General features: G+C 62.8%; 21 protein-coding genes. 8 read left to right on the top strand and 13 right to left on the bottom strand.

The window, feature by feature from the left end:
- Positions 1 to 93: 93 nt before the first annotated feature.
- Positions 94 to 984: a branched-chain amino acid aminotransferase gene (locus tag IB267_RS06540; protein ID WP_192446890.1), complete on the top strand. Its 891-nt coding sequence runs from the start codon at positions 94 to 96 to the stop codon at positions 982 to 984.
- An 80-nt stretch (positions 985 to 1064) separates the two neighbouring features.
- On the opposite strand, the gene IB267_RS06535 is transcribed toward IB267_RS06540, so the two are convergent.
- Positions 1065 to 1331 (bottom strand): hypothetical protein, encoded by a 267-nt coding sequence (locus tag IB267_RS06535; RefSeq protein ID WP_043618063.1) that lies wholly within the window; start codon positions 1329 to 1331, stop codon positions 1065 to 1067.
- A gap of 321 nt (positions 1332 to 1652) precedes the next feature.
- Positions 1653 to 2276, bottom strand: a complete 624-nt coding sequence (locus IB267_RS06530; protein WP_192446889.1) for a DUF1236 domain-containing protein — start codon at positions 2274 to 2276, stop codon at positions 1653 to 1655.
- Positions 2277 to 2426: 150 nt separating this feature from the next.
- Here IB267_RS06530 and IB267_RS06525 point away from each other — a divergent pair, with 150 nt between their 5' ends.
- Positions 2427 to 2591, top strand: coding sequence for a hypothetical protein (locus tag IB267_RS06525; RefSeq protein WP_192446888.1), 165 nt, complete (start codon positions 2427 to 2429; stop codon positions 2589 to 2591).
- Between the two features lie 172 nt (positions 2592 to 2763).
- Entirely contained in the window at positions 2764 to 3405 is a 642-nt protein-coding gene (locus tag IB267_RS06520; RefSeq protein ID WP_192446887.1) for an MBL fold metallo-hydrolase, read from the top strand.
- A 75-nt stretch (positions 3406 to 3480) separates the two neighbouring features.
- Here IB267_RS06520 and IB267_RS06515 read toward each other — a convergent pair whose 3' ends face one another.
- Both IB267_RS06515 and IB267_RS06510 read right to left on the bottom strand, forming a co-directional pair.
- Positions 3481 to 3927 (bottom strand): BA14K family protein, encoded by a 447-nt coding sequence (locus tag IB267_RS06515; RefSeq protein ID WP_043618053.1) that lies wholly within the window; start codon positions 3925 to 3927, stop codon positions 3481 to 3483.
- Between the two features lie 145 nt (positions 3928 to 4072).
- Positions 4073 to 4288, bottom strand: coding sequence for a cold-shock protein (locus IB267_RS06510; protein ID WP_043618050.1), 216 nt, complete (start codon positions 4286 to 4288; stop codon positions 4073 to 4075).
- A 208-nt stretch (positions 4289 to 4496) separates the two neighbouring features.
- On the opposite strand from IB267_RS06510, the gene IB267_RS06505 reads away from it, so the two are divergent.
- Complete coding sequence (locus IB267_RS06505; protein WP_192446886.1) at positions 4497 to 4769, top strand: hypothetical protein; 273 nt, start codon at positions 4497 to 4499, stop codon at positions 4767 to 4769.
- A gap of 198 nt (positions 4770 to 4967) precedes the next feature.
- On the opposite strand, the gene IB267_RS06500 is transcribed toward IB267_RS06505, so the two are convergent.
- On the bottom strand, positions 4968 to 5864 hold the full coding sequence (locus IB267_RS06500; protein ID WP_192446885.1) for a DMT family transporter: 897 nt from the start codon (positions 5862 to 5864) through the stop codon (positions 4968 to 4970).
- Between the two features lie 172 nt (positions 5865 to 6036).
- On the opposite strand from IB267_RS06500, the gene IB267_RS06495 reads away from it, so the two are divergent.
- Entirely contained in the window at positions 6037 to 6468 is a 432-nt protein-coding gene (locus IB267_RS06495; RefSeq protein WP_192446884.1) for a hypothetical protein, read from the top strand.
- 18 nt (positions 6469 to 6486) lie between these two features.
- On the opposite strand, the gene IB267_RS06490 is transcribed toward IB267_RS06495, so the two are convergent.
- The 3 genes from IB267_RS06490 to IB267_RS06480 all read right to left on the bottom strand — a co-directional run bounded on the left by IB267_RS06490 (position 6487) and on the right by IB267_RS06480 (position 10768).
- Positions 6487 to 7674, bottom strand: a complete 1188-nt coding sequence (locus IB267_RS06490) for a PQQ-dependent sugar dehydrogenase (RefSeq protein ID WP_192446883.1) — start codon at positions 7672 to 7674, stop codon at positions 6487 to 6489.
- Positions 7675 to 7758: 84 nt separating this feature from the next.
- Complete coding sequence (locus IB267_RS06485) at positions 7759 to 8454, bottom strand: class GN sortase (protein WP_371742519.1); 696 nt, start codon at positions 8452 to 8454, stop codon at positions 7759 to 7761.
- Positions 8417 to 10768: a marine proteobacterial sortase target protein gene (locus IB267_RS06480; protein ID WP_192446881.1), complete on the bottom strand. Its 2352-nt coding sequence runs from the start codon at positions 10766 to 10768 to the stop codon at positions 8417 to 8419. Before IB267_RS06480 ends, IB267_RS06485 begins: the two co-directional genes overlap by 38 nt.
- A 459-nt stretch (positions 10769 to 11227) precedes the next feature.
- Here IB267_RS06480 and IB267_RS06475 point away from each other — a divergent pair, with 459 nt between their 5' ends.
- Positions 11228 to 12430, top strand: coding sequence for a pyridoxal phosphate-dependent aminotransferase (locus IB267_RS06475; RefSeq protein ID WP_192446880.1), 1203 nt, complete (start codon positions 11228 to 11230; stop codon positions 12428 to 12430).
- 127 nt (positions 12431 to 12557) lie between these two features.
- Here the strand turns inward: IB267_RS06475 and IB267_RS06470 are convergent, their stop codons facing one another.
- The 3 genes from IB267_RS06470 to IB267_RS06460 all read right to left on the bottom strand — a co-directional run bounded on the left by IB267_RS06470 (position 12558) and on the right by IB267_RS06460 (position 14660).
- Entirely contained in the window at positions 12558 to 12863 is a 306-nt protein-coding gene (locus IB267_RS06470) for a hypothetical protein (RefSeq protein ID WP_043624500.1), read from the bottom strand.
- A gap of 144 nt (positions 12864 to 13007) precedes the next feature.
- Positions 13008 to 13874 (bottom strand): NAD(P)-dependent oxidoreductase, encoded by an 867-nt coding sequence (locus tag IB267_RS06465; protein WP_192446879.1) that lies wholly within the window; start codon positions 13872 to 13874, stop codon positions 13008 to 13010.
- A 24-nt stretch (positions 13875 to 13898) separates the two neighbouring features.
- Entirely contained in the window at positions 13899 to 14660 is a 762-nt protein-coding gene (locus tag IB267_RS06460) for an SDR family oxidoreductase (RefSeq protein ID WP_192446878.1), read from the bottom strand.
- 117 nt (positions 14661 to 14777) lie between these two features.
- On the opposite strand from IB267_RS06460, the gene IB267_RS06455 reads away from it, so the two are divergent.
- Positions 14778 to 15668 carry a LysR substrate-binding domain-containing protein gene (locus IB267_RS06455; protein ID WP_192446877.1) on the top strand — a complete coding sequence of 297 codons (891 nt, stop codon included), beginning with the start codon at positions 14778 to 14780 and terminating at the stop codon, positions 15666 to 15668.
- An 81-nt stretch (positions 15669 to 15749) separates the two neighbouring features.
- Here IB267_RS06455 and carA read toward each other — a convergent pair whose 3' ends face one another.
- Positions 15750 to 16955 (bottom strand): glutamine-hydrolyzing carbamoyl-phosphate synthase small subunit, encoded by a 1206-nt coding sequence (gene carA, locus IB267_RS06450; protein ID WP_192446876.1) that lies wholly within the window; start codon positions 16953 to 16955, stop codon positions 15750 to 15752.
- A gap of 328 nt (positions 16956 to 17283) precedes the next feature.
- Between carA and IB267_RS06445 the strand changes: the two genes are divergently transcribed.
- A complete protein-coding gene (locus tag IB267_RS06445) occupies positions 17284 to 17733 on the top strand; it encodes a GatB/YqeY domain-containing protein (RefSeq protein ID WP_192446875.1) in 450 nt (149 codons plus the stop codon).
- A 6-nt stretch (positions 17734 to 17739) separates the two neighbouring features.
- Here IB267_RS06445 and IB267_RS06440 read toward each other — a convergent pair whose 3' ends face one another.
- The gene (locus IB267_RS06440; protein WP_246810555.1) at positions 17740 to 18645 is read right to left on the bottom strand and encodes a hypothetical protein; all 906 of its coding nucleotides are present in this window, start codon (positions 18643 to 18645) and stop codon (positions 17740 to 17742) included.
- Positions 18646 to 18744 lie beyond the last annotated feature (99 nt).

Raw genomic sequence — 18744 nt, 5'->3', positions numbered from 1 at the left:
GAAATTGAATTTTCCCTCAATCAGTTTGCCGATAAACTGAAAGCAGGACGATAATCAACTAAGAATGGCGCGCATGCGCCGGAGGATGACACCATGGCAGCGGTTCCTTTTGATCAGTTGGACGGACAGATCTGGTTCAACGGCGAGTTCGTCGCGTGGAAGGACGCCAAGGTACACGTGCTGACCCACGGCCTGCATTATGCCAGCGCGGTGTTTGAGGGCGAGCGCGCCTATGGCGGGCGCATCTTCAAGCTGACCGAGCACAACCAGCGCCTTCATCAGTCCGCCGAAATCCTCGGCTTCAAGATCCCCTATTCGGTGGAAGAGCTGGACGCCGCCAGCGTCGAGCTCCTGAAGCGCCAGGGCTTCTCCGAGGCGTATGTGCGGCCGATCGCCTGGCGCGGCAGCGAAATGATGGGCGTTTCGGCACAGAACAACCGCATCAACGTTGCCATCGCCATTTGGCAATGGGGCAGCTACTTCAACCCGGCCGAAAAGCTCAAGGGCATCCGGCTCGATATCGCAGAATATCGCCGCCCGGATCCGCAGACAGCACCTTCGAAGTCGAAGGCCGCCGGTCTCTACATGATCTGCACCATCTCCAAGCACGCGGCCGAGGCCAAGGGCTATGCGGATGCGATGATGCTTGACTATCGCGGCCGCGTGGCCGAGGCGACCGGCGCCAACATCTTCTTCGTCAAGGACGGCGTCATCCACACGCCGGTGCCGGATTGCTTCCTCGACGGCATCACCCGCCGCACCGTGATCGAGCTTGCCAAACGCCGCGGCTATGAAGTTGTCGAGCGGGCGATCATGCCGGAGGAACTGTCCGGTTTCAGCGAATGCTTCCTCACCGGCTCGGCCGCGGAGGTAACGCCGGTTTCCGAAATCGGCCCCTATCGCTTCACGCCTGCAACGATCTGCGAAACGCTGATGAACGACTACATGAAGGAAGTCTATCCGATTGCCGCGGCGGCCGAGTAACGGCACCCGGAACTGTCTCGAATGCAGAAAAGGCGGCCCCCGGGGCCGCCTTTTGTCTTGCTACGGATATGATCGCAGAATTAGGCGGTCTTCCCCAAGAACTGCCCGACGATTCCGCTCAGCACGCCGCCGCCGACAAGGCCGCCGATGGCTTGCATGGCAAGACCGGTCGCGGCTGCTTCTCCGCCGAGCATCTGGATGAGGAACCCGCCGCCGAGGCCTCCGATCGCGCCGACGATGGTGCGTGCGACGATACCGAATGCCTGCTGCTTCAACACTGCGCTGGCCGCGTTGCCGCCGGCCGCCCCCGCGATCAATTGGGTAATGATAGGCATTAATGCTTCCATTGATCCCTCCGTGTCGTGGCTCGTCGTGGACGCGCCACTAAAAGCCGATGATCCGGCATCAATAGGTTGAAGCCTATTCTGGTTTATTGTCAATTTGAGTGAAATGACGTTCCCGCGACTGCTTCGTAGCCAATTGAAATGGCTCGATTTTAGGCAACGGCAATATCTTACAGGCAAAGCGGGAAAATGAGGACGGCGGCGGGGGCGGCTGCAGGCATTGGCCTTGCCGCGGATGATTCGTGCCGTCGGGAGGGCGAGGGAGGGTAGTTCAGGCGATCAGGGGTGCTCCGGCAACCGAATGGCTGCCGGAGGTCTCGGTTGTTAGCGGTAGACGTAGACGATGCGTCGCGTTGCCGGCTCGACCAGAACGGGCTGGCCGTTGATGCTGACATAGTCGTAGCTGTAATCGGGCACGCGGTGAACGGCCACGGTCTGCGGCAGTTCGGCACCGACGACGACCTCGCCGTCGAGATAGACGGTCTCGCCGGGGTTCGATGTGACGTAGGTCCGCACGTTGTCCGGCGGCACGATCGGGTCGATCTGTTCGACCGGCCCGATCAATTCGTCGCCGCTGCTGACGATCACGGGGTCATTGGGCTGCACTTCATAGGTGACCGCGGGAATGGCGAGGTCGGCACGACGCTCCTGGACCACGACGGCCGAGCCGCCAAGATCCGTCGTCAGATACTGGGCGTAGACCCAGCCGCGCACGCCGCCGACATCGATGCGGCACCACTTGCTGCCTTCGACGCAGCCGTCGATAACCGCGGTGCTGCCGCGGGCCGCAAGGCCGACTGTCGGATATTGAGGGCCCGGACCCGTGCGGATATTCAGGTCCGTCACCGTGGTCGCGGTCATGGCTGCAAAGGCGGACGGGGTACCGATCGCCAACACCAAACCCGCGGCCGCAGCGGCTCGCAACAGGGGGCGGGTAAGCTTCACCATTGTGTTTCTCCTTATATTGACGAGGGCCAAACGCCGGCAAGCGCGCGGATGTTCCCCCGGGAACGTCACGAAATATGACGCTGTGACATTCTCCAGCCGTCGCCGAGGGCAGGACACGCCAGGAGAACAGGCGACGGGAGAGGGGACACAATGCAGAATGCTCAGCCGGATCAGACCAACGTCGCCGCGCGCAGCCTCAAGCCGGTGGTGCGGATCGTCGTCGCTGCCGAGATCGCGATTTCGGCGCTGCTGATGACGACCGTGCAATGGCCGGCGCCCGAACTGTCTGCGCCGCAAATAGCCTCGCTTCGCTGATTGGCGCTGTCACCGCCGTCAATTGCCGCTATAGGAAGATGACGAGATCCCAAAGCGCGTTGCGATCTTCCAGATTCGCTTCCTACGCTTTAGGTTCCTGATTTATCGCATGTCGTTATCGCAATACCGCTCACACACTTTTGCGCGACATGCTCTAGAGAGGCAGACGCGCATGTTACAGGCGGGCATCATCCCGGTTACCCATTTCGAGCAGAACTGCACCGTGCTGTTCGACAGCGAGACCAAGGAAGGCGTGATCGTCGATCCGGGCGGCGATGTCGATCTCATCCTGCAGACCGTCCGTGAAAACGACATCACGCTGAAGGCGATCTGGATCACCCACGGCCATATCGACCATGCCGGCGGCGCCAAGGAACTGAAGGACGCGCTCGGGCTCGAAATCATCGGTCCGCACAAGGACGACCTGCCGCTGCTCGAAAGGCTGGAGAGCCAGGCGGAGCGCTTCGGTCTGGCAATGAAGGTCCAGAACGTCATTCCCGATCGCTGGCTCGAAGAGGGCGACACCGTCTCCTTCGGCGACCATGTCTTCGAAGTCCTGCATTGCCCGGGCCATGCGCCGGGCCACGTGGTCTATTTCAACCGGGCACAGAACTTCGCCCATGTCGGCGACGTGCTTTTTCGCGGTTCGATCGGCCGCACCGACCTGCCCGGCGGCAATCACCAGCAATTGCTCGATTCGATCCGCGACAAGATCCTGCCGCTCGGCGATAGCGTCGGCTTCATCTGTGGCCATGGCCCGGGCGGCCAGATCGGCGAGGAACGCCGCACCAATCCCTATCTGCGCGGGCTCTGAGCCCCCGAACACGCGCATGAAAAAAGCCCATGTCTCTATCAAGACATGGGCTTTTCGATTCATGCGCCGTGCTGATCAGCCTGCGGTGCAGAAGTAGCTGCGACCGTCATAGCCGCGGAAGGTGCCGCTATCCGGGTTGAACGAACGATAGCGCTGGGCGCAGTAGCGATACCAGGACGGGGTCCAGGGCTCGAGCGATCGGTAACCGCCGCCGTAGCTGTCGACGACGACAGGGCGTGCCTGGTAGACCGGGCGAGGGCGATAGACCGGACGCGGCTCGTAGTAATCGTATTCCGGTTCCGGATCGATGTAGACGCGCTCGTTGTAGCCGCCGTTGTAACGCGGCTGAGAAGCGATCGCGCCGCCGATCAGAGCGCCGGCAACGAGACCTGCTGCACCGGCTGCCCATGCGTCGTCATTGTTGTGGTGATGCCGGCCGCCTGCCTCGGCGGCGCCAAAGGTCGGGATGACCATAGCGGCTGCGGCGATCGAGAGAACGGCGGCTTTGATGAACTTGTTCATTTGGCTTCAATCCTTCGCATGGACCGGATCAACCCGGTCTTCATGATGCAGGAAGGTTAACGCGGCCAAACTGAACCGAGCCTGAACAAAAAAACCCGGCAAGAATGCCGGGCTTCAACTTGGAATCTGTCAGCAGAAAACGGCGTTAGCCGGAGATCTGCAGGTTGACCGCCTTCGGGCCTTTGCCGCGGCGATCCGGTTCGGTGTCGAAGCTTACCTTCTGGTTTTCCGTCAGACCGGTCAGGCCGGAAGCCTGGACTGCGGAAATGTGTACGAAGATATCTGCACCACCGTTGTCAGGCTTGATGAAACCAAAGCCCTTGTCGGTGTTGAAGAATTTTACAGTGCCAGTTTCGGCCATGCGTCAGGTCCTTTTCTCTCCACCCGTTTGACGGACGGGCAGCATTGCAGTTTTGCCCGAATGGGCGTTGGCAGGCAGGTCTCGACGTTTGAGGAAAGGGTCCTGGTTACCGCAGCCAGCCATAGGAAAGGTCGCATCGCTGCTTCCCATCGGTCTGGCCGCCCGGAGTTTTTGCGTCTCCGGCCCGCTTTTATTTCAAGATCTTCCCGTGTTCGCAGATTGCCCGAACGGAAGTAAGATTGATGGGTTTATTTTGAATTGGCAAGCAAAACTTTTCGGGATTGGTATTGCGTCTTGTCATTGCTCAAAAATCGGTCATTTGCGGCTTTGCGGGGCGCTGCGCAAAATATATCGCAAGCTGTTGAAATCACAGCTTTTTGAAAACAATTGCTGCAAAATTGAGTGGTTTTCGCTGATTTCCCGTGCAGCGCTGGCAGAGCGGGCCAATCGCTTATCAAGCATGCCTTCGGCAACTCCCTGATATGTTTGAGGCTTCTCATGTCGGCGGTTTCTTACGTAGATTTCTTGCAGAAAATCGACAACTACCGTTTCGGGGCGAAAACGCACGGCGAAGCCACGCCTTCGTTGCGAAGCAACGGGCCTGTTGTCCTGAGCAATAGCAAGTAAAGCCTCAGTTCAGCGTCTTGGAGGTGGGTGCTTATAGTTCCTTGAGGCGCCCTCAGGCAGCGGCTGCGGCGCGGCGGCCCTTCGTCAGTTCCGGCACGATCTCGACCGTCAGCATGGCGGCAAAGATGATGGCGCAGCCGGCATAGCCGATCGGGGTGATGACCTCGCCAAGCAGGACAACGCCGAAGAGGGCAGCAAAGAGCGCCTCGCTCGACAGGAAGATCGCAGCCTGCGGCGCCGTGGTGTAGCGCTGCCCGACGACCTGGAGAATGAAGGCGAGGCCGCTCGAAAAGATGCCGGCATAGAGGATTTCGAAGAGCGCGCCCTCGATGGCGGCAAAGCTCAGCGGCTCGGTCGTCACGGCGAGGACGAAGCCGAGCACGGCGCAGACGGCAAACTGCGTCATCGACAACAGCATCGGCCGGCCGCTGCTCGGCGCGAACAGGCCGATGAGCAGCAGTTGCACCGCCCAGAACAGGGCGCAGACAACGGTCAGGTAGTCGCCACCCGTCAGCGTCGACAGCGTGCCGCCGCTCAGGAGGAAAATGCCGAACAGCGCCATCAGCGCCCCCGGCCAGATCACCCAATGCGGCTTGCGGCGCAGGAAGACCACCGTCAGGACCGGGACGAAGACGACGTAGAGACCGGTGAGGAAGCCGGAATTGGTGACGCTGGTGTCAAGCAGGCCGAATTGCTGCGTCACGGCGCCGGCAAAGAGCGCCAGGCCGATGAAGACGAAGTTGCGCACGGTCGTCAGCTTGATCGGCTCGGCCGCGCGTTTCGTTTCCATGATGGCGAGCGGCATGGCGACCAGTGTCGCGATTGCGAAACGCAGCGAGATGAACCACAGCGGGCTGATCTTATCCATGGCCGTCGACTGTGCAACGAAGCCGGCGCCCCAGATGGCGCCTGAAATCAAAAGCAGCAGATTGGCCTGAATGCGCGTCATGTCGTTCTCTCCTCGGACATGCGCGTCTAGCAGTTGCGTTTTCGCCGGGCAAGGCTCATCGTCGCCAAGGTCGGGCGGAGTTGTCGTCGATGAAAACGGCCGGAGACACGGCGCCGGGAGAGGGCGCCGAGGAGGGGGTTCAACTCCAATCACCCATCGGAGATCGGCGGCCATGAGCGATGCCGGCTATTCCGGCACGCCGCTCGGGCGCAAGCTGGGGCTGAAGGACGGGCAGGAAGCCCTGCTTCTCGGGGTGCCAGCCGGGCTCGATGCGATCAGCGGTTTTCCCGGCTTTCGGAGGTGCGAGACCGAGATCGGCGCGGTGGCCGCGCGCGACATCGATTATGCGCATGTGTTCGAAACGGAGCGATCGGCTTTGGAAGCGCTGGCCCCGAAGCTGGCTGCGAGGTTGAAGCCGGACGGCATGCTGTGGATCTCCTGGCCGAAGAAGGCGTCGAAACGGCCGACGACACTGACGGAGGACCTGTTGCGCGAGGTCTTCCTGCCGCTCGGCCTTGTGGATGTGAAGGTTTGCGCGGTCGACGCGGTCTGGTCCGGGCTGAAATTCATGTTCCGGCGCCAACTGCGCGACCGGCTGTCGTGAGCCGGTGGCGGACGCCGCCTATTGCGCTGCGGCCTTGGAGACCCTGAGCACGGCGCCGTCTTCCTCGTCCGTTACCATCAGCAAGGCGCCGTCGGGTGCCACGACGACGTCGCGGATCCGGCCGAATTCGCCATCGAACAACCGCTCCTCGGAGCCGATCGCGCCGCTGTCGTCGCGTTCGAGCCGAGCGAGCAACTGGTACTTCAGCGCCGCCACCAGAAGGTCGCCGTCCCATTCGGGAAACATCTTGCCGCGATAGACGGCAAGCGCGCCCGGCGCGATCGAGGGATCCCAATAGAAGAGCGGCTGGTCGAGGCCCTCTTTCGACGTGCCTTCGCCGATCTCGGCGCCGGAATAATCCTTGCCGTAGGTAATGACAGGCCAGCCGTAATTGTGGCCGGCCTTCGGATTGTTGATCTCGTCGCCACCGCGCGCGCCGTGCTCGACGGTCAGCAACGTGCCGTCTTTCGGGTCGAAGGCGATGCCTTGCGGATTGCGGTGGCCCTTCGACCAGATCTCCGGCAGGCCGCCGGTGCCGCCGCGATAGGGGTTCGATCCGGGAATGCTGCCGTCGGCATTGATGTGCAGGATGGCGCCGGCATGATCGCGCGGGTCCTGCGCCCGTTCACCTTCGCCGCGGTCGCCGATGCCGAAGAACAGGCTGCCATCGGGCGCAATGGCGATGCGCGAGCCGAAATGCTGGCCCTTGCCGGTGAACTTGCTCATCCGGAAGAGTTCCTTGACGTCGGTAAGGCCGGTTCCGTCTGCGGCGAGTTTCGCCCGGACGACGGCAGTGCCGTAGCCGCCTTTGCCATTGGCGGCCATCGTCAGGTAGAGCGTCCGGTTTTGGGCGAAACGGGGATCGAGCGCGATGTCGAGCAGGCCGCCCTGGCCACGCTCGGCGACCTCTGGCACGCCCGTCAGCGGCTTCGAGAGCTTGCCGTCGCGCAGGATCCTAAGCCGACCCGGACGTTCGCTGATAATCAGGCCGCCATCGGGGAGTGCCTCGACCGACCAGGGGTGTTCGAGCCCGGTCGCGAGCGTCTCGACGCGCAGGGTGCCGTTCTCGCTCGGGAACTCGCGGGCATCCTGTGCGCGTGCGCTCGCAGGTGCGAAAGCTGCCAGTGCAACGGAGAGGGCCAGGATGGAGACCGCACTCGGCCGCTTGCCAGCCCATCCCGATGTTCCAGCGCCCGTTTGCCCCATTCCGCTTCTCCTACACAGACTCGTCCAAGGGGCAAGCTGGGGCGATCGAGGGAGCGGTTCAAGTCACATCCGATCAAAAGCGGTTTATTTGGAGATCGAGCCCGTCGCCAGCGGCACCGGGCGCTGTTCGCCGATGAGTTCGGCGTCGACGATGTAGCGCATCGGTCCCTGCTCGATCGCATCGAAGGGCCAGCAGGTGGCGAGCGCCAGGTGGTGGCCGCTGGCGGACGCGTTGATGCCGCTTTCATCCCAGCGGGCAACCCGGCTTTCGCCGGCCCGAAACAGGAAGCGACGGCCATCCTTGCGCGTCAGCACCAGGAGGTCGCCAGGGTTGACGTCCTTCAGCCAGCTAAAATGCGTGTCGCGATGGGCGGCAATGACCGAGGTACCCTCGTCGCCGGGGCGCGGCGTCGTCGTCAGCCAGGCGGGCCCGAAGGCAAGCGCTTCGCCGCTTGCGCCTTCCAGAACGATCGCCGAGCGGTTGATCCGTGGCGCCGAGATTTCGGCGGCCGTCTGAAAATCGGCCCAGGGCCAGGGCTTACCATCAGGGCTGCCATGAAGCTGCGCCTCGAAGGTGCGCTTCAACAGCACCTGCGAGACCTCGGCCTTGGCCTTCATGTAGAACCCCTTGCCGATCAGAAGCAAGCCGGCAAGGGCAATGAGCGCGATGACCGCGAGCACGATCGTTTCGACCGCCGAGAGGCGGGCGAGAAAGCCCGGCCGTGGCTCAGACTGATCCTTGTCAGCGGCCACGGCGGCGCACTCCGGCAAGCACGACAGCGGCGATCGGCGCGCGCCAGAAGACGAAGGTCGTGCCGGCAAGAAGCGCGAAGGCGAGCAGCATCAGGCCGATCAGGATCTGCTTGTCCGCTTCTGTTGCCGTCTGCGGCAGGGACACCTGGTTGTTGGCTTCCGCGATCAGACCGGCCGCCCGCGCCGTCGGTGCGGCGAGCATGCGGTCGGCCGTCACCATCGCAAGCTTGGTTCGGCTTTCGAGCGCGGCGCGTTCGTCGACCTTGCCGGGGATGGTTTCGAGAGGGGCCTCGCCGAAGACCTTGCCGAAGTCCCAGCCGGCGGGGAGATTGAGCGGCAGCTTCGTTTCGCTGAGGTTCTCGTTGGTGGGCCGCGATGGCGTCGCGTCGACGGCAACGAGGCTCGTGACGCGGGAGACGAGATGGTGGGCGAGCGCCACCGTCTCGATCCGCTTGTCGAGCGTCGCCGGGTCGGCGATCGTCGATGCGCTCGCTTCGAGGTCGTCGATCTTGCGGCGGGCCCAGAGCTTGGCGATGCCTTCGCCGGTCGAAGCCTTGGCGATATCCATCTCCACCCGCCAGGGCTGGTCGCCGGCCTTGCCGAGGATCTGCAGCTTGCCTTCGGGGGCCGTGCCATCGAGTTCGGCCGTCAGCACCACGGGCTCGCCGCGATAAAGATCGGGCATCGGGTTGGGTGTGATGTCGCCGGCCGATGTCCCCTCGAAGGCGGCGGAGATATCCGTCATGGCGGGGCTTTCGAGCTTGGTGAAGAGTTCGCCCATGCGCGCAGCGACTTCGCTCTCCGAGCCGATCAGCGTGAAGGTGCCGCGGCCATATTCGGCGGCCTTGGTCATGAAGTGGCTGTTCGGGGCCGAGCCGATGCCGACGGTGAAGACGCGGGCTTCGCCGCGGTTCTTCTGGATCTCGTCGAAAAGCTGCGTCTCGTTGCCGATCGCGCCATCGGTCAGGAAGACCACCTGGCGAAGGGCGCCGGCCTCAACCGGTCCTTGCGTGCGAAGGGCCGCTTCCAGCGCCGGCAGCATCTCGGTGCCGCCATCGGCCGTCAGGCCGCGCACATAGGCGATCGCATCTTCCCGCTTGTCCGGCGTCGCTTCGACCAGTTCGGGGAAGTGCACCGACATGGTGTCGTCGAAGCGGATGACGTTGAAGCGGTCCTCGGGCTGCAGCCTGGAGATCGCCAGCGCCAGGCTCTCCTTGGCCTGCTCCATCGAGGGGCCGGCCATGGAGCCGGAATTGTCGATGACGAAGATGATCTCGCGCTTGACCGGCTTGGCGTCGGCCTCGCTTGCGGCGGCCGGCGGGGTGACGAAGGAAAGCAGATAGGTCTTGCCGCCGACCGTCTCGCGGAACAGGCCGGCATAGGGGCTTTTGCCCTCGATCGCCTTCCAGGTGAGCTCGAAGTCGCGGTCCGCAGGCACGCTGTCGCCCTTCAGCGTCAGCCGACGGCTGAGATCGTCGAGGCTGGCGATATCGACCGCGTGATAGCCGGATTTCACTTCGCCGAGCGGAAAGCCGGCCTTGAGGTTCACGGTCAGCGTGACGGGGTTGATCCTGGCGTTTTCCTTGGGGTCGAGGACCGGCGCTTCGATCTTCTCGCGATCCGGGACCGGGTCGCTGACGGCGTAACCGGTGCGGCTGTCGAGATCGACGGTCTGGACGATCGGCTGCGGATTGTAGCGCGGCGCCACGACCAACGGGAAACGGAGAGAATAGAGACCGTTCGACTGGCGCACCGCGCTCTGGTACTCGATCTGCACCACCACCGTTTCGCCCGGGCCGATATTGGCGACCTGGTTGGTGAAGATGTTCGGGCGCTGCTGTTCGAGAAGTGCTGCCTTCTTGCCCTCGGCCTTTGCCTGTTCGTAGATTTCCTTGGCGGCCTGGCGCGGCTTGATCTGGCCGTCGATGAAGCGGTCGCCGATCTGCATCTTCAGCGTATCGACGGCCGAATCTTCGGGCAAGGGGAAGACGTAGGTGCCTTCGACCCAGCCCTTGCTCGGGTTCTCGAACCGCTGGGTGACGCGGGTGCGCATGATCGGGCCGTTGACGTCGATCTGGACGTCGGTCGCAAGCCGCGGCGCCTCGACGAAATAGCCCGGTTCCTTCGACGGGAAGAGCAGGGCGCCGGCGCCGACGTCGTTGGGGCGAACGTAACCCGCCATCTGCCGCGGCTTGGCATCAGCCGTTTGCGCGGCGGCCTGTGTCATCAGCCCGATGAACATCAGGATGCAGGCGGCAAGGGCCGCGAGCGCCAGATACATGCCCCAGCGTGCTTCGCTCTGCCGTGTCTTCATGGAAGCGATTTCGTCGTCGAGAAACATTGCATAACCCCCGTAATGCGAATGTGTTCGGATCATCGGAGGAAAAGCCCGGAAGCCGGCTGTTGCGCGACGGAATTGCGGCGTTCCGCGACAGTTGTCGTGGCTAAATTATGGCATTTGCAAATTCGGCGGACTGCGCTGATTTTTTTGAATAAATCGCGATCAACAACCGTTTCTGATCGTTACGTTTCGTGGTCGTTCAAACGGGCGCCACAATCCGTTTTCGCAGTGCTCGACGGCCGATCATGCATCGCGCCGTGTCGTGACCTGCGATCGACGATGCTGATCGCATTCATGAAACTTTGTCATGGTAACGCTTTTTGCCCGCGTTTCCGGCGTTTTTGCCGTTCCGGCGCTTGCAAGACCGGGCGTCTTTCGACATAGACCTAACCGCTATGGAGCCTGGCTTTTTAGTTCCGTAGCGATCACCTCGTCTCGAAACGATCAGGACCTTCACCCATGGCCTTCCTTGCCGATGCCCTTTCCCGTGTAAAGCCTTCCGCCACCATCGCCGTTTCGCAGAAAGCCCGTGAGCTGAAAGCGAAAGGCCGCGATGTCATCGGCCTCGGCGCCGGAGAGCCGGACTTCGACACGCCCGACAATATCAAGAAGGCCGCCATCGACGCGATCAATCGCGGCGAGACGAAGTACACGCCGGTCTCCGGTATCCCGGAACTGCGCGAAGCCATCGCCAAGAAGTTCAAGCGCGAGAACAACCTCGACTACACGGCTGCCCAGACGATCGTCGGCACCGGTGGAAAGCAGATTCTTTTCAACGCCTTCATGGCGACCCTGAACGCGGGCGATGAAGTCGTCATCCCGGCGCCCTACTGGGTTTCCTACCCGGAAATGGTGGCGCTGTGCGGCGGTACCCCGGTCACCGTCTCGACCAAGCAGGAGAACAACTTCAAGCTCAAGGCCGAGGACCTCGACAAGGCGATCACGCCGAAGACCAAGTGGTTCATCTTCAACTCGCCGTCCAACCCGTCGGGTGCTGCCTACAGCCATGCCGAGCTCAAGGAACTGACCGACGTGCTGATGAAGCATCCGCATGTCTGGATCCTCACCGATGACATGTACGAGCACCTGACCTATGGCGACTTCAAGTTCGCGACCCCGGTCGAAGTCGAGCCCGGCCTTTATGACCGCACGCTGACGATGAACGGCGTTTCCAAGGCCTATGCCATGACCGGCTGGCGCATCGGCTATGCTGCCGGCCCGCTGCAGCTGATCAAGGCCATGGACATGATCCAGGGCCAGCAGACCTCGGGCGCGACTTCGATCGCGCAGTGGGCGGCCGTCGAGGCGCTGAACGGCACCCAGGACTTCATTCCCGAAAACAAGAAGATCTTCGAAGGCCGCCGCGATCTCGTGGTGTCGATGCTGAACCAGGCCAAGGGCATCTCGTGCCCGACGCCGGAAGGCGCCTTCTACGTCTACCCGTCCTGCGCCGGCCTGATCGGCAAGACCGCGCCGTCGGGCAAGGTCATCGAGACGGACGAAGACTTCGTGTCCGAACTCTTGGAATCCGAAGGCGTCGCCGTCGTCCACGGTTCGGCCTTCGGTCTCGGCCCGAACTTCCGCATCTCCTATGCAACGTCGGAAGCCCAGCTCGAGGAAGCCTGCCGCCGCATCCAGCGCTTCTGCGCCGCCTGCAAGTAAGTGCGAACAACCGCACCTAACAAAAAACCCGCCGGAAACGGCGGGTTTTTTCGTTCGCAAAGCGATTCAACGGCTGGCCATGCCGATTCAAGTCAGCCGGCTAAGGCCTTGAAATCAGATTCCATTCTCAGGCGCCGGGAACCTCGTCGTCGCCAACGACGCCGCCCTCGCTTTCGAGGATGGAGAGTCGACGCGCCTCCGAGCGGGTGAACTTCAGCCGTACGCCGATCCCGCGTTCGCCCTCCGGCAGAAACACTGCGCCGGCATTTTCGAGCGCGTGCTTCAACGACAGGATTACCGCGTCGGCCGGTTTTTCCAGCTTTCGCTCGAACCTGAGGATCGTCTCTTCGTCGACGCCCGAAAAGCTCGAAAGCATCTCGCGCGAAATTTCGATCAGCGCTCGGGCGGCGCGGCACTGTGGACCTGTAATCATCGTCACCCTCCAGTTGCGCTGAGGATGCGCGAAGGGTGGCCGAGGGTCAACAACAAGCAGATGGCCCGCGGCGTTTCGACCGCGGGCCATCTGCTTGTCGCTTGCTTGCGGCGCGCAGTTGCATCCGGAGCTCTGCGACGGCCTCTATTTGCCCCGCATCGCCTCGATCAGGCCCGAGGCCTCGTCGCTGCCAAAGCCGGCGGCGAGGCGCTTTTTCGCCAGCCTTTCAATCGGCTCCATGAAAGCCGGATCGATGCCCAGGCCGCGGCTTGCGGCGATGATGTTGGTGATTGCTACCGATTGCATCTGAAGGTTCGACATCACGTCGCGGGCGTGGTCGCCGCTGTCGATCCGTTCGGCGTAATCGGGCAGCGCCGTCATCATCGCGGCAAGCCAGGGCTCGACCAGCGGCAGGAACTGCTTGGCGGTGAAGCCGACGCTACCGGCGAGCGCGGTTGCGTGCAGATAGCCGCCGAAGAGACCGTACATCGCCGACAGCAAGGCGAGGTCGCTGACCGCGGCGAGAACAGGATCCTCGCCGAGATAGTGGCTTTGGCCGAAAGCAGCGAGTTGTTCCTCGGCATCCCTGAATGCAGCGCTGTCCCCACTATAGAGAACGAAGGCGTGCGGCGTGCCGATCATCGGCGGCGTTGCCATGATGCCGCCGTCGAGATAGCGCGCGCCAAGTCCACCAAGCCGGGCGGCGACCGCCCGGACTTCGTCCGGACGACCATTGGTGAGATTGACGACTGTCTTGCCGGCAATGGCAGTGCCGACGTCCACCAGCGTCATTTCGACGGCGGTGTAGTCGGTGAGGCACAGGATGAGGATGTCGCCGGCCGCAATGGCCCCGGCGACCGTTGCTGCCCGGCGGGCGCCACGGGCAATGAGAGCGTCTGCCCGCGCCGGATTGCGGTTCCAGACGGTGATGGCATTGCCCGCATCGATGAGGGCGCCGGCAAGGGCTGCGCCCATGGCGCCGATCCCGATGATCGAGATGGATCTGGACATGTTGTCTCTCCGCTCCGGACCGCGTCAGGCGGCAGGCGACAATTGCTGGCCAAGGCCACCATCGACGGTCAGGCGTGCGCCGGTGGTGAAGGTGGCGTCGAAGGCGAGGAACAGTACGGCGCGGGCGACTTCGTCCGCCGTGCCGTTGCGCCCCATCGGCGTGATCGCATCGCCGAGCGCCTTGAACTCGGCGCGCTCGGCGTCGGTGACGCCTGCCACGCCCTTGGTCGGCGTATCGATGAAGCCGGGGCTGACCGAGTTCACCCTAATGCCGCGCGGCAGAAGCTCGGCGGCAAAGACGGAGGCAAACGAGATCAGCGCCGCCTTGCTGCCGCTATAGACCGCCATTCCCGGATGGCCGCCGACATCGGCAACCGACGAGGTGAAGACGATCGAGCCGCCGTCGCGGATCAGAGGCGCCAGCCGCTGGACGGTGAAGAAGGCGCCCTTGGTGTTGATGGTAAACTGGCGATCGTAGGATGCTTCCGTCACCTGGTCGAAGGGCTCGAGCAGCGATGTGCCGGCGTTGACGTGCAGGAGGTCGATCGAACCCAGCTTCTGGCCGACCGTCGCCCCGAGCACGGCGATCTCGCCGAGGTCGGCGATATCCGATTTTACCGCATGAACGCGGTCGCCGAAGCGCCGCTGGATCCGGGCGAGGTTCTCTTCGTTGTTTCCGGTCAGGAGCACCTCGGCGCCGCCGTTGACGAGACGCTCGACCGTCGCCAGGCCCATGCCATGCGTGCCGCCGATGACCACGGCTTTCTTGTCTTGATAGATACCCATTGTCTCTCTTCCTTCGATATCAGGCTTCGATGAGAAAGAGATAGTTTCATGGACGATGTTGCGTAAGATGGGCAAATGTGGATGTATCGTTCACATTTGCAGACATTGGGGACCGTGATGCGCAATCTCAACGACTTCATCGTCTTTGTCCATGTGGTCGATCACAAGGGGTTCGCGCCGGCGGCGCGGGCGCTGAACGTACCGAAATCGACGCTGAGCAAGCGCGTGGCCGAGCTGGAAAAGACGCTTGGTGTCCGGCTGATCAACCGAACGTCGCGCCGCTTCGCCGTGACGGAGATCGGCGAGGATTTCTACCGGCATGCCTCGGCGATGTTGATAGAGGCGGAGGCGGCCGAAGCCATCGTCAAGGGCCGCCTTGCCGAGCCGAGCGGCACGGTCAGGATCACCGCCTCGGTGCCGACGGCACAGATGATGCTGGCCGGGCTGCTGCCGCCGCTGGCGAAGACCTATCCCAAGATGAAGGTGATGTTGCACGCGACGGACCGTTTCGTCGATGTGGTGCAGGAGGGCTTCGATATCGCTGTGCGCGATCACTTCGCGCCGTTGCCCGATTCCGGCATGGTACAGCGGCGGGTGGCAACGGATGCGATCCTCCTGGTGGCAGCGCCGGCCTATCTGGAAAGCAGCGGGCATCCGCGCGAGCCCAGCGACCTTTCGCGTCACGACGGGCTGCTCGCCTCGTTGAGTGCAGAGGGATGGACGATGCGCAACGATGCGGGCGTGGTCGTCAGGGTTCGGCCAATGCCGCGGTTCCTCGCGGACGAATCCAACGTGTTGCTCGAGGCTGCCGTCTCCGGTCTTGGCATCACGGCGTTGCCGAGGAAGATCTGTCGGGCGGCAATCGAAGCCGGAAGTCTCGTGCGCGTGCTTGCGGACTGGGAGGCCGGCAGCGTGACGACGACGCTGTTGATGCCGCACCGGCGTGGACAGCTGCCGTCGGTTCGTGCCGTCGTCGACTTCATCGTCGCGCATCTGCAGGAAGGGTGAGCTCGGCGGCAACGAAGGCGCACGCTCGAACAGAAAAGGCCCGCTCTAAGCGGGCCCTGGAAGCTTGTCTCGATCGGTCGCTCAGCGTTCGGCGAGGGCCGGTTCGCCCTTCTTCTCGCGCACGAGGTTCATGAAGCGGCGGAAGAGGTAGTGGCTGTCCTGTGGGCCGGGGGAGGCTTCCGGGTGGTGCTGGACCGAGAACACCGGCTTGCCGGCGACGCGCAGGCCGCAATTGGTGCCGTCGAAGAGCGAAATGTGAGTCTCATCAACACCCTGTGGCAGCGACTTCGAATCGACCGCGAAGCCGTGGTTCATCGAGACGATCTCGACCTTGCCCGTGGTGTGGTCCTTGACCGGGTGGTTGGCGCCGTGGTGGCCCTGGTGCATCTTCTCGGTCTTGCCGCCGAGTGCCAGCGCCAGCATCTGGTGGCCGAGGCAGATGCCAAAGAGCGGAATATCGGTCTTCAAGAGGTCCTGGATGACCGGCACTGCGTATTTCCCGGTTGCTGCCGGGTCGCCGGGGCCGTTCGACAGGAAAATGCCGTCCGGCTTCTGCGCCAGAACTTCGTCGGCACTGGTCGTGGCGGGCATGACCGTGACGCGGGCATTGAGGCCGGCAAAGAGGCGCAGGATGTTGCGCTTCACGCCGTAGTCGAGCGCAACGATGTGGTAGGCCGCGTCGGTTTCGCCGAGCGTCGAATAGCCTTCGTTCCAGACCCAGGGCTGCTCGTCCCAGCGCGACGACTGGCCGGAGGTCGCGACCTTGGCGAGGTCGAGGCCTTCAAGGCCGCTCCAGGCCTTGGCTTCGGCCTTCAGCGTGTCGATATCGAAGACGCCCGAGGGATCGTGGGCGATGACGGCGTTCGGCATGCCGTTTTCGCGGATCCAGGCGGTGAGCGCGCGGGTGTCGATGCCGCAAAGGCCGATGATGCCGCGGGCCTTCAGCCAGACGTCGAGGTGCTTGGCGGCGCGGTAGTTCGACGGCTCGGTGATGTCGGCCTTGAAGATGACGCCGACCGCGCCGTGGCGTGCTGCCGGCGTCAGGTCTTCGATGTCTTCGTCGTTGGCGCCGACGTTGCCGATGTGCGGGAAGGTGAAGGTGACGATCTGGCCGAGATAGGAGGGGTCCGTGAGGATTTCCTGGTAGCCGGTCAACGCCGTGTTGAAGCAGACTTCCGCCTGCACCTTGCCGGTTGCGCCGATGCCCTTGCCCTCGATCACGGTGCCGTCGGCCAGAACGAGCAGTGCGGTTGGTTTTTCAGTGGTCCATGCGGGTGTCGCGGTCATCGTTCCTATCCCGTTGCGGCGTGGAGCGCGGGGGCTTGAAAGCCCGGCAGTCGATCGCCATTTCTTTGCTCAGGCATGGACGCGCGGAGACCCCGCGGAAAAGTGCTCTCATGCCGATGTTGTGCAGGTGCGGGAAAATACCCAAAGCGCTTAACCGGGTCAACCAGCCGCTGTGAATTGTCTGGAAATAAAATTCCTTATAATTCAAGCGGTTGCGTATTCCGTTTGATTGCACCTGTCACACTGGTTTAAGACGACGACAACAATAATGGTTTCGAACCGGTTCCGGGCAGAGCACCGCGGGCCGGTTTCGACATGGAGTATAGACATGCGCGACCTGTTCGCTGACGCACTGAAGGAAGCCCTCAAAGCCAAGGACGCACGGCGTACCTCGACCGTGCGGCTGATCCAGGCGGCGATCAAGGATCGGGACATTGCCAATCGGGGCCTCGGCAAGGACCCGGTCAGCGATGACGACATCCTGCAGATCCTCGCCAAGATGATCAAGCAGCGCGAAGAATCGGCTCGTATCTACGACGACGCCGGCCGGCCGGAGCTTGCCGCGCAGGAGCGTGAGGAAATCGTCATCATCAATCGGTTCCTGCCGGCCCAGCTTCCGGAAGCCAGGGTGAAGGAACTCTGCGCCTCGGTCATCGCCGAAACCGGCGCACATGGCCTGCGCGACATGGGCAAGTGCATGAACGTGCTCAAGGAGCGCTATCCCGGCCAGATGGACTTCGCCAAGGCCTCGGGCCTGGTGAAGGAACTGCTCAAGTAGCTCCGCTCAAGTGAGTGCCGGCGCCCGTCGCGATAGGACGGGCGTCGCCATCTCGGCTCTCGCCGGAAACGTCGCCTCGAATGCGCGATCGATCAGGGCGAACTTCTCCGCCTGGTAATCCCAGTATTCGCGAATGAAGGCTTTCGACAGCCAGACCGCGCCGCGACCGGGCGTCCGCTCCCACCCCATATTTCCCAAAAGCGCTGCCTTGTCGAAGATCCGCTTGAGGTGGGTCTTGGAGATGATGAAGCGTTCGCTGAGATCGCTCGGCGAAACCGGCCCGATCGCGTGGCGCTCCGCCTCGGGGTCGAAGTCGCCGATGCGCGAGAAGAGATCGTCCATCACCACGCCGCCGGAATTGACCCAGGTGAAGAGGTCGAAGGTCGGGCCTGGACGACGGACCGTGTCGTTGCCGACGAGCGCTTGGGCGACCGCGGCCTGCAGCCGCCCGAACCGGTGCTGCTCTTCGTTGAGCCGCGCCAGCCGCGACTGGCCGTCGAAGGCGTCGAGGATGGCCAGATGGGACTGCATCCATTTCCAGACATAGTCGAGTGCCGCCTCGGTAGGCTCCAGCGGCCGGCTGCGTTTGTCCGGCTGTACCGTGATGTAGCGGGCGAAGCGGTAGGCGACCATTTCCTGCACGAAGGATGCTGCGGTGTTGCGGCTGGCGATCCCGTGCATGACGGCATAGTTGATGAAACGGCCGCTGTAGAGACCGCTCGAGGAATCATCCGGATCGCGGTCGTGATAGAGCGCAAGGCCGGATTGGGCCATCAGCCAGCGTTGCTGCGAGGCAAAGATCGAGGCGAGCCGTGGGTTTGCCGCATACATCTCCACCATGCCGCGCGCATAGCTCAGCACCGCGCTGAAGAAAGCCGGAGTGGAGGCGAGCACTTTGACGGAAACGGCCATGGCAAGTGATCCAATTCGAGACGGCGAATTGATCCTTTTCGTTAAAGGGGTGTCAAGCGCTACTTTTGGTCTTTAGAAAATATTCATACACAACTTTTG

This window comes from Ensifer sp. ENS09 (assembly GCF_014852425.1).
Classification (GTDB): Bacteria; Pseudomonadota; Alphaproteobacteria; order Rhizobiales; family Rhizobiaceae; genus Ensifer.
This window is presented reverse-complemented; position numbering and strand designations above follow the sequence as displayed.

What these genes read in the sequence shown, in the direction of transcription:
- IB267_RS06510 (WP_043618050.1), bottom strand. Translation starts at nt 4,288, where the DNA reads ATGGCCGAAACTGGCACTGTAAAATTCTTCAACACCGACAAGGGCTTT.
- IB267_RS06540 (WP_192446890.1), top strand. Translation starts at nt 94, where the DNA reads ATGGCAGCGGTTCCTTTTGATCAGTTGGACGGACAGATCTGGTTCAAC.
- IB267_RS06495 (WP_192446884.1), top strand. Translation starts at nt 6,037, where the DNA reads ATGAGCGATGCCGGCTATTCCGGCACGCCGCTCGGGCGCAAGCTGGGG.
- IB267_RS06460 (WP_192446878.1), bottom strand. Translation starts at nt 14,660, where the DNA reads ATGGGTATCTATCAAGACAAGAAAGCCGTGGTCATCGGCGGCACGCAT.
- carA (WP_192446876.1), bottom strand. Translation starts at nt 16,955, where the DNA reads ATGACCGCGACACCCGCATGGACCACTGAAAAACCAACCGCACTGCTC.
- IB267_RS06440 (WP_246810555.1), bottom strand. Translation starts at nt 18,645, where the DNA reads ATGGCCGTTTCCGTCAAAGTGCTCGCCTCCACTCCGGCTTTCTTCAGC.
- IB267_RS06515 (WP_043618053.1), bottom strand. Translation starts at nt 3,927, where the DNA reads ATGAACAAGTTCATCAAAGCCGCCGTTCTCTCGATCGCCGCAGCCGCT.
- IB267_RS06520 (WP_192446887.1), top strand. Translation starts at nt 2,764, where the DNA reads ATGTTACAGGCGGGCATCATCCCGGTTACCCATTTCGAGCAGAACTGC.
- IB267_RS06535 (WP_043618063.1), bottom strand. Translation starts at nt 1,331, where the DNA reads ATGGAAGCATTAATGCCTATCATTACCCAATTGATCGCGGGGGCGGCC.
- IB267_RS06445 (WP_192446875.1), top strand. Translation starts at nt 17,284, where the DNA reads ATGCGCGACCTGTTCGCTGACGCACTGAAGGAAGCCCTCAAAGCCAAG.
- IB267_RS06525 (WP_192446888.1), top strand. Translation starts at nt 2,427, where the DNA reads ATGCAGAATGCTCAGCCGGATCAGACCAACGTCGCCGCGCGCAGCCTC.
- IB267_RS06470 (WP_043624500.1), bottom strand. Translation starts at nt 12,863, where the DNA reads ATGATTACAGGTCCACAGTGCCGCGCCGCCCGAGCGCTGATCGAAATT.
- IB267_RS06480 (WP_192446881.1), bottom strand. Translation starts at nt 10,768, where the DNA reads ATGTTTCTCGACGACGAAATCGCTTCCATGAAGACACGGCAGAGCGAA.
- IB267_RS06530 (WP_192446889.1), bottom strand. Translation starts at nt 2,276, where the DNA reads ATGGTGAAGCTTACCCGCCCCCTGTTGCGAGCCGCTGCGGCCGCGGGT.
- IB267_RS06455 (WP_192446877.1), top strand. Translation starts at nt 14,778, where the DNA reads ATGCGCAATCTCAACGACTTCATCGTCTTTGTCCATGTGGTCGATCAC.
- IB267_RS06475 (WP_192446880.1), top strand. Translation starts at nt 11,228, where the DNA reads ATGGCCTTCCTTGCCGATGCCCTTTCCCGTGTAAAGCCTTCCGCCACC.
- IB267_RS06500 (WP_192446885.1), bottom strand. Translation starts at nt 5,864, where the DNA reads ATGACGCGCATTCAGGCCAATCTGCTGCTTTTGATTTCAGGCGCCATC.
- IB267_RS06490 (WP_192446883.1), bottom strand. Translation starts at nt 7,674, where the DNA reads ATGGGGCAAACGGGCGCTGGAACATCGGGATGGGCTGGCAAGCGGCCG.
- IB267_RS06465 (WP_192446879.1), bottom strand. Translation starts at nt 13,874, where the DNA reads ATGTCCAGATCCATCTCGATCATCGGGATCGGCGCCATGGGCGCAGCC.